5 protein-coding genes and 2 pseudogenes are annotated in these 7,904 nt (G+C 63.1%); 3 read left to right on the top strand and 4 right to left on the bottom strand.

Features of this window, described 5'->3' with window-relative positions; translation table 11 throughout:
• A pseudogene (locus MOV75_RS19815) lies at nucleotides 1–103 on the top strand (DUF2147 domain-containing protein); the annotation flags it as partial.
• On the opposite strand, the gene MOV75_RS19810 reads toward MOV75_RS19815, so the two are convergent.
• Nucleotides 71–2,659, bottom strand: coding sequence for an MMPL family transporter (locus MOV75_RS19810; protein ID WP_246928892.1), 2,589 nt, complete (start codon nucleotides 2,657–2,659; stop codon nucleotides 71–73). The pseudogene MOV75_RS19815 and the gene MOV75_RS19810 overlap by 33 nt on opposite strands.
• A 463-nt stretch (nucleotides 2,660–3,122) precedes the next feature.
• Between MOV75_RS19810 and ispH the strand changes: the two genes are divergently transcribed.
• Complete coding sequence (gene ispH / locus MOV75_RS19805; RefSeq protein ID WP_246928900.1) at nucleotides 3,123–4,049, top strand: 4-hydroxy-3-methylbut-2-enyl diphosphate reductase; 927 nt, start codon at nucleotides 3,123–3,125, stop codon at nucleotides 4,047–4,049.
• 36 nt (nucleotides 4,050–4,085) lie between these two features.
• Nucleotides 4,086–5,246 carry an adenosyl-hopene transferase HpnH gene (gene hpnH, locus MOV75_RS19800; protein WP_246928894.1) on the top strand — a complete coding sequence of 387 codons (1,161 nt, stop codon included), beginning with the start codon at nucleotides 4,086–4,088 and terminating at the stop codon, nucleotides 5,244–5,246.
• A 1,288-nt stretch (nucleotides 5,247–6,534) separates the two neighbouring features.
• On the opposite strand, the gene MOV75_RS19795 is transcribed toward hpnH, so the two are convergent.
• The 3 genes and pseudogenes from MOV75_RS19795 to MOV75_RS19785 all read right to left on the bottom strand — a co-directional run.
• Nucleotides 6,535–6,927, bottom strand: a complete 393-nt coding sequence (locus MOV75_RS19795) for a type II toxin-antitoxin system VapC family toxin (RefSeq protein WP_246928896.1) — start codon at nucleotides 6,925–6,927, stop codon at nucleotides 6,535–6,537.
• A 161-nt stretch (nucleotides 6,928–7,088) separates the two neighbouring features.
• The gene (locus MOV75_RS19790) at nucleotides 7,089–7,613 is read right to left on the bottom strand and encodes an SMI1/KNR4 family protein (protein ID WP_246928898.1); all 525 of its coding nucleotides are present in this window, start codon (nucleotides 7,611–7,613) and stop codon (nucleotides 7,089–7,091) included.
• Nucleotides 7,614–7,697: 84 nt separating this feature from the next.
• Nucleotides 7,698–7,904: pseudogene (locus tag MOV75_RS19785) on the bottom strand (nucleoside phosphorylase); the annotation flags it as partial.

Raw genomic sequence — 7,904 nt, 5'->3', positions numbered from 1 at the left:
GGTCCCGAAGCCGGCCGGCGCAGCCAAGCCCGGTCAGAAGGGCGCCGCCGACCCGGTTGGCGACATCTGCCTACTCCCTGAGATTGCGGGGTTTGCCCATTAGGGCCGGCTGGAACAGCAGCACGGCCGCGAGCGTCGTCACCAGCGAGAGCGCCAGCAGCTTGCCCATGCTGGACGTGCCGGGATGGCTCGACAGCCACAGGCTGCCGAACGCGGTCGCCGTCGTCAGCGCGCTGAAGAAGATCGCGCGTGTCAGGCTGGTCTGGAGCAGGTTTGTTCTGCCCGAGCGCCAGGCCACGACATAATAGATCTTGAAGGCGACGCCGACGCCGAGCAGCAGCGGGAATGCGACGATGTTGGCGAAGTTGAGCGGCAGACCGATCAGCACGCAGATCTCGAGCGTCACGGCACCGGCCACCAGGAGCGGCACCAGCGTCATCAGCACGTCGACGAACCGGCGCAGCGTGATCCACAGCAACAGGCCGATCACCAGCAGCGCGTAGATGCCGGCGTGGATGAACGCCCTCACCACGGTATCGCCGGATTTCAGGATCGAGACCGGCCCGCCGATCGCGGTCGGCTCGGCAACGAGCACCGCCGCCGCAAATTTGCGCAGCGTGTCGTTGTCGTTGGGATCGCCCTTGGGCAGCGCCTCGACGCGGATAATGCCATCCTTGCTCTTCCAGGCGCTGACGAGATCGGGCGGCAGCGACTTCAGAGTGACAGGCTCGGCCTGCATCGCGCTTCTGAGCTGGTCGAACACGATCTTTATCGGCGTGACGAACACGTCCTGCGCCTTGTTGCGCGTGGCCTCGTCGCCATTGGCGAGCTTTTCGAGCGAGTCTGCCAGACGGCGCGAGGCGACCGCACCCGGGCCCTTCGCCTCACCCGCGGTCCGGCGCAGATTGTCGACCGAGGACTTCAGCGCCTCGACATTTTCCTGATCCGACGGCGCCGCGTCGATCTGGTCAGGATTGAGTGCGGGGTTCAGCACCTTGGCGCCCTGCGCGAGCAGCTTCAGCTTCGGCGGCTGGTCCTGCGGCACAAAGCTGTTGAGCGACATCACCCTGAGCACCTCAGGCACCTTCTCCAGCTTCGCCTCGACCGCCCTTGCCTGCTCTTCCGACGTGGTCATCACGTTGATGGCATTGGCGCCGGTGTTGGGGTCCTTGCGCAAATCCAGGAAGGTCGCGATCGATTCAGCGTGCGGGTTTCGCAGGTTCATCGGGTTGAAGTCGAACTTCAGGAAGTAGAGCAGCGGCAGGCCGGCGAGCGCGAGCAGCAGCGTGCCGCCGACGACGAGCACACGGTGCCTCTCCAGGAAGTGATCGAGCGGCGCCAGGAAGGCATAACCGACGGGCTCCTGCTCACCGGGCGGGTTCAACAGCTTCAGCATGGCGGGCAGTACGGTGATCGAGGAGAGGAACGCCACCAGCATGCCGACGCCGGCGATCTGGCCGAGCTCGGAGATGCCCTTGTAATCGGTCGGCAGGAAACAGAGGAAGCCAGCCGCGGTCGCCATGGCCGCAAGCGACAGCGGCACCGCGGAGCGCTTGGCGGCAAGCACCAGCGCGCCGGAGAGATCGTTGTGCTTGTAACGCTCCGAGCGGTAGCGGACGCTGTACTGGATACCGAAATCGACGCCCAGCCCCACGAACAGCACGGCGAACGCGATCGACAGCAGATTGAACGAGCCGACCATCATCAGGCCGGCAGCGGTCGTCAGCGCAAGGCCGACGAAGAGATTGACGAATACCGCGAAAATGATCTTCGACGAATGCAGCGCCATCCACAGGATGAGCAGCACGACGATGATGGTGCCGACGCCGTTGACGACGGCGCCTTCCTGGACGGTGGCATATTCCTCGTTGGCGATCGGCACCGGGCCGGTCAGCCGCACCCGCGCCTGGTATTTGGTCGCGAAATCCAGATCGGCGGCGGCCTTGCGGATCGCATCGGTGGCACCCTTGCCGGGCTCCAGCGCGTTGTAGTCGAGGATCGGCTTGAACTCGATGAAGGCGCGCTTGTCGGAATCCGACAGCGGCTCGTCGCTGACGAGCTCGCGCCATGAGAAGCTCGCATTGCCCTTGTTGAGCACGGTCTCGACGGTCTGCGCGATCAGGTTGAAAGGCCGCGCGGTGTTGTCGAGCTTGACCTGGCCGCGCTTGACGCCGGCAAGGCCCGTCTCCAGCGCGCCGGTCAGGCCGCGGATCGAGGGATCGCCGGCCATGATCTCGATCAGGGGCGCTGCGGATTCAAACTGGCCGGTGATCTTGCCGACCTCCTCGGTCGGCAGGAACAACAGGCCGTTCTTCTCGAAGAACTCGCCGCTGCCGAGCTGCTGCATCGACTGGAAGTTGGTCTTGTCGTCCTTCAGCTTGGCATAGAGCGCGTCCGACGCCGCGCTCGCCATTTCGGGGGTCTTGGCCTCGACGACCGCCGTGATCGTCGCGTCGCGGTCGAAGGCCCGGTCGAACTGCTGGTCGCGCTGGCGCCAGTCCAGATTCTGGGCAATCAGCGAATTGATGTCGGTGTTGATGGCGAAGTGCTGGGACGCGTAATAGCCCGCGGCCACTGCCAGCAGGAGCCCGAGAACGACGACGAGGGAGGCAAACCGGGTGCAGGCCCTGACGATGGCAACGACGACGCTTTGCAGCACTTCTTTTCTTTCTGCGGTTAACAGCTTGCCGGAAACGCCCGCTGTTTAACGGAGTTCCCAGGCGAAACCTATTGCTGTTTTGGGCGGTTCTCGCCGCACAAGGTTCGAGGTAAACGGCGGTAGACCGGGCAAAACCATGCGGGGCCCGTCGGTATAGCCGGGGAGTTGAGGCGGGAAAGTGACGAAGGACCGGGCACAGATGTCGCCCATCTTGCCTGCAGTGATCATCCTACTATATTACCTAGATCTACCTCGACGGGGCGCCCAGGTTTCATTCGACCTTTCCTTTTTGCCGATTTTTTGCCACAAAGTGTTGCGCCTCCATGCGCCGGAGCCCCGATGAGGGTGGGTGGCTACCGCTTGCGCGAACCAATGGTGCGGATATTGCAACTCATTGGTCAGTATCGGAGTGCCGCTGGGGACTTACGAAGCGAATTGGTGCAACTTGCGTGATGGGCGTCCAATGGAAGTTTATCTGGCGCAACCGCGCGGCTTCTGCGCGGGCGTGGTGCGTGCAATCGAGATCGTGGAACGGGCGCTGGAGAAGTACGGCCCGCCCGTCTACGTGCGCCACGAGATCGTGCACAACAAATACGTCGTCGAGAGCCTGAAGAACAAAGGCGCGATCTTCGTCGAGGAACTGTCCGAGGTCCCGCCGAAGGCGGTCACGGTCTTCAGCGCCCATGGCGTCGCCCGCAGCGTCGAGGAAGAGGCCGCCGCGCGCGACCTTCCGGTGCTCAATGCCACCTGCCCGCTGGTCACGAAAGTTCACAATCAGGGGAAGCGGTACATCAGCAAGGGCCGCACGCTGATCCTGATCGGCCATGCCGGCCACCCCGAGGTCGAGGGCACGATGGGCCAGGTTCCCGCCCCCGTGCTGCTTGTTCAAAGCGTTCAAGAGGTTAACGCGCTGACGCTGCCGGCAGATGCGCCAGTGGCCTACATCACCCAGACCACCCTGTCGGTCGACGACACCAGGGACATCATCGCGGCTCTTCAGGCCCGCTTTACAGATATTCAAGGCCCGGATATCCGGGATATCTGCTATGCGACACAGAACCGCCAATCTGCGGTAAGGGACTTGAGCAAGCTGGTCGACGTGATCTTGGTGGTGGGCGCCGCCAACAGCTCGAACTCGAACCGGCTTCGCGAAATCGGCACCGAGGCCGGCGTCGCGAGTTATCTGATTGCCGACGGCAGCGAGCTCAATCCGGAGTGGTTGAAGAATGCCAGGACTGTCGGCATCACGGCCGGCGCTTCGGCGCCTGAGGTACTCGTGGATGACGTGATCGAAGCGATGCGGCGGATCGGACCGGTCAAGGTCCAAGTACTGCCGGGCCGCGAGGAAAACATCGAATTCCGGCTTCCGGCCCAACTGGCTGCGAGCTGACCCACCCGAATTGAAAAGCCCAGAAAGAAACTTGTAATGGCCATCCCCTTCTTCAAGGAAATGCGTATCGGCGGCTATTTGCTCAAGCAGAAACTGCTTGGCCGCAAACGCTATCCGCTCGTGCTGATGCTGGAGCCGCTGTTTCGCTGCAACCTCGCCTGCGTCGGCTGCGGCAAGATCGATTATCCGGACGCGATCCTCAACCGCCGCATGACCGCGCAGGAGTGCTGGGACGCGGCCGACGAGTGCGGCGCGCCGATGGTCGCCATTCCCGGCGGCGAGCCGCTGATCCACAAGGAGATCGGCGAGATCGTGCGCGGCCTCGTTGAACGCAAGAAGTTCGTCTCGCTCTGCACCAACGCGCTGCTGCTCGAGAAGAAGCTCGATCTGTTCGAGCCCTCCCCGTATCTGTTCTTCTCCGTGCATCTCGACGGCCTGAAGGACCATCACGACAAGGCCGTGTCGCAGAAGGGCGTGTTCGACCGCGCCGTCTCGGCGATCAAGGCGGCCAAGGCGCGCGGCTTCACCGTCAACGTCAACGCCACCATCTTCGACGGCCATCCGGCCGAGGAGATCGCGAAGTTCCTGGACCTCACCGTCGAGCTCGGTGTCGGCGTCTCGATGTCGCCGGGCTACGCCTATGAGCGCGCGCCGGACCAGGAGCACTTCCTCAACCGCACCAAGACCAAGAAGCTGTTCCGCGACGTCTTCGCGATGGGCAAGGGCAAGAAGTGGAACTTCATGCATTCCGGCCTGTTCCTGGACTTCCTCGCCGGCAACCAGGAATACGAGTGCACGCCCTGGGGCATGCCCGCGCGCAACATCTTCGGCTGGCAGAAGCCCTGCTACCTCCTCGGTGAAGGTTACGCAAAAACCTTCAAGGAGCTGATGGACACCACCGACTGGGAAACCTACGGCACCGGCAAATACGAGAAGTGCGCGGACTGTATGGCCCATTGCGGCTACGAGCCGACGGCTGCGACCGCCGCCCTCAACAACCCGCTGAAGGCGATGTGGGTGTCGCTGCGCGGCATCAGGACCTCTGGCCCGATGGCGCCGGAGATCGACATGAGCAAGCAGCGCCCGGCGCAGTACATCTTCTCGGCGGAAGTGCAGAAGCGCCTGTCGGAGATCCGCAAGGACGAAGCCGCCGCCGCCGCGGAGAAGGCGGCGCGGAAGGCTTCGACGGCCGCGTAAGCGGACGCAATCGACTTTCACGACGAAGGCCCGGCCGCGATCGCGACCGGGCCTTTGTCTTGTGCGCCGTTGTGCCGCAAGATGAGCGGCCCGTGTCCCGGACGCGCTGCAGCGCTCTTTGCGCTGCTGCGCAGAGCCGGGACCCAGCAACTTCGTGCCGTGTCGATGCATGGGCCCCGGCTCTGCAGCGCACCGTCGAAGAGACGCTGCGCTGCGTCCGGGGCACGAGGCATCATTGTGTTGCTCGCTCTCTCCACGTCGTCATTGCGAGGAGCCCTTGCGACGAAGCAATCCAGAATCCTTCCGCGGAAAGATTCTGGATTGCTTCCGCCTTCGCCAAGGCTTCGGCGGACAAGTCGCTGCGCTCGCAATGACGGCGTATGTGGCACCGGCTTGCTTTTTCCATGAGCGCTCTCCATCGCAGACACGCACCTGCATTCCCGCGGCTTGTTTCGCCCGAGCTTTGCTGTTCGTTTCGCCCCTTGAAAGACCAGAGGGCGCAGGGAAGACCGGGCGCCGGCGGCACCCGCAATCCGTGCGCAAACAAAAATGCACACGGGGTGGATCACAGGTGTTGCCGGTCGCCCGGCCTTCCCTGCGCGGATGGTTTTAACGGTGTCCTTCGTGCTCTCCTCGGGGAGCGTTGCACTATTGCCCCCGTCGCCTCGCCGCTGATCGATGCGCGTGCCGGTCGGCCGCCACACCACGGCGAGATTTGACGCCAGACCCCCGGGCGCCGGGACCACACGACTTCTCCGTCCGCGGACGGTTTCGACCTGCTCGCCGGGGGCTCGCGTGTGCTCACCTCCGACGACGACCAAAACCGCTGTGACCACGCCGTGTCGTATCGCGCCGCGCCTGACTCACGGTTGCCCGCCCTGTCACCGCCTGTCGCGCCGGCGCTACCGCGTCCACCGCACCCCGACCCGCATCTCGTGACGATCGCGAAGCGCCCCTCTGGCAGGGCCGGGATGAGCGGTCTATGCCACAAATCCGAAATTCGGGAAAGTGGAATATTTTTGCCGAATGGGGTTGACGGGTGTCCGCCTGTTTTGCCCGACGGGTCATTTTGACACACCCTTGGAGCCCCTCCCACCGTCATGCTGGGAAAGCTGCTGTTCGCAAGGTTATCAACCACACGAGCATTCGAGATGTTCGACAAGACGCAAATTTTGCCCGAGACGGCGATGTTCGACCAAATCGACGCCATCAATGCGTACATCGATCGCGTCCGGGGCTTCCTCAAGGAGAGAATCGATTATCCACCCTCCGTCGGCTTCGGGCCACACTACCGGGCTTCGCGCACCCCCTCATGGCCCGCCTGTCTCGCCGCCTTGACGAGCTTGCGATCGAAAGTGACGAAGGCCTCGCAATGTCCCGATCTCGTCAGATGCAGCGCATCGGCGAAATCCATTCCCCTCTCGGCAAGGTCGAGCGCCGCCGCGACCATCGCGCCGTCTTCGACCATAACGGTCGGAAGTCCCGCGAAGGCACGAAGCGCGTGCACGACGTCCGCGGCCCGATAGCCGTACGCGCTTCGCAGCACCCATTCGACTTCGAGGAGCACCGTGACGGCGGCAAAGACCCTCTGGCCGTCGATCACGGCGCGGGCACGCGCGGATTGAGTGGCGTGATCTCGGGTCAGGTAGCGGACGATCAGATTGGTATCAATCGCGATCATGCCGGCGCCTGGCTTCGGCAAGCACGCTTGCGGCTGCACTCAGGAAACCAACTCGCGTCGATGGCGCCGCCCGTGACGACGATCTCGCAGCTCAAAAGAAAAGGCCCAGTCAGATGACCGGGCCTTTTCTTTGTCAGCCCGGCTGTTGCGCGCGCGTCAAATCAAAGACTGCGGAATGCGGGAGGAGCTTGAAAAATGGAGAGCGGAAATGCCCGGCAGCGAATGGATCTTTCGATCACCCCCTCGATAAACTGCGTCAGGCAACATGGAAAATGCTCATAGTCAGGGCTGCGGGCCTCGTTCACGACGATCGTCCAATCAGCCACAGCGTCACTTGTGAGCCAATGGATGACGTCTCCGTTATCCGTGATGCCTACGGGCAATAGGCCGCCTTTGATCGGGTGCAGCTTGAAAGGGACCTGTTCGCCGAACGTGTCTTGCAACGCATGCAGCACGTCCAACTGGCGCCTGGACTGCCTCGGCAGATTTAGCTCGGGTCTCGTAGAGAACGGATTTAGAATAGTCAGGAAGTCTCCGATCACGCCGCTCCCGTAGATGCCAACGAATCTCTTGAAGTCATCCGGGAATAGCACTCCCATGGCGTCTTCAATTGAGGCCCATTCGCCTGCTGCTTCCACGGGACGTCGTGGGGGCACCAATTTGCGCATGAGCGATTCAAGCGACATCCAATTCGCTCCCGGAAGGATCAAAAAGCGAAAAGGCCCGGTCGCACGACCGGGCCTGTTGTTTCGTCAGCTCGAAGACCCCGCTCAAGCCGCCTTCGACACCAGCTCTTCGCTCTCGATCAGCTCCGTGCCGATCAGATAATCCCGGCAGCCGCGAAGTGAGCGCAGCGCGCGGTTGAAGTCGATGCCGGTCGAGACCAGCGCATGCAGCGTTGCCGGATTGCGCACGATGCCGCGCAGCACGGCACCAAGGTCGATCTGGCCGTTCGGCTTGATCGCGGCGCGGGCGAG

Origin of the sequence: Bradyrhizobium sp. PRIMUS42, assembly GCF_023006515.1 — a bacterium.
Classification (GTDB): Bacteria; Pseudomonadota; Alphaproteobacteria; order Rhizobiales; family Xanthobacteraceae; genus Bradyrhizobium.
Note: the sequence above shows the minus strand (reverse complement) of the source record. Positions and strands in the feature narration are given on the sequence as shown.

Coding starts and splice junctions, on each gene's coding strand:
- MOV75_RS19795 (WP_246928896.1), bottom strand. CDS start 6,927: ATGATCGCGATTGATACCAATCTGATCGTCCGCTACCTGACCCGAGAT.
- ispH (WP_246928900.1), top strand. CDS start 3,123: ATGGAAGTTTATCTGGCGCAACCGCGCGGCTTCTGCGCGGGCGTGGTG.
- MOV75_RS19790 (WP_246928898.1), bottom strand. CDS start 7,613: ATGTCGCTTGAATCGCTCATGCGCAAATTGGTGCCCCCACGACGTCCC.
- hpnH (WP_246928894.1), top strand. CDS start 4,086: ATGGCCATCCCCTTCTTCAAGGAAATGCGTATCGGCGGCTATTTGCTC.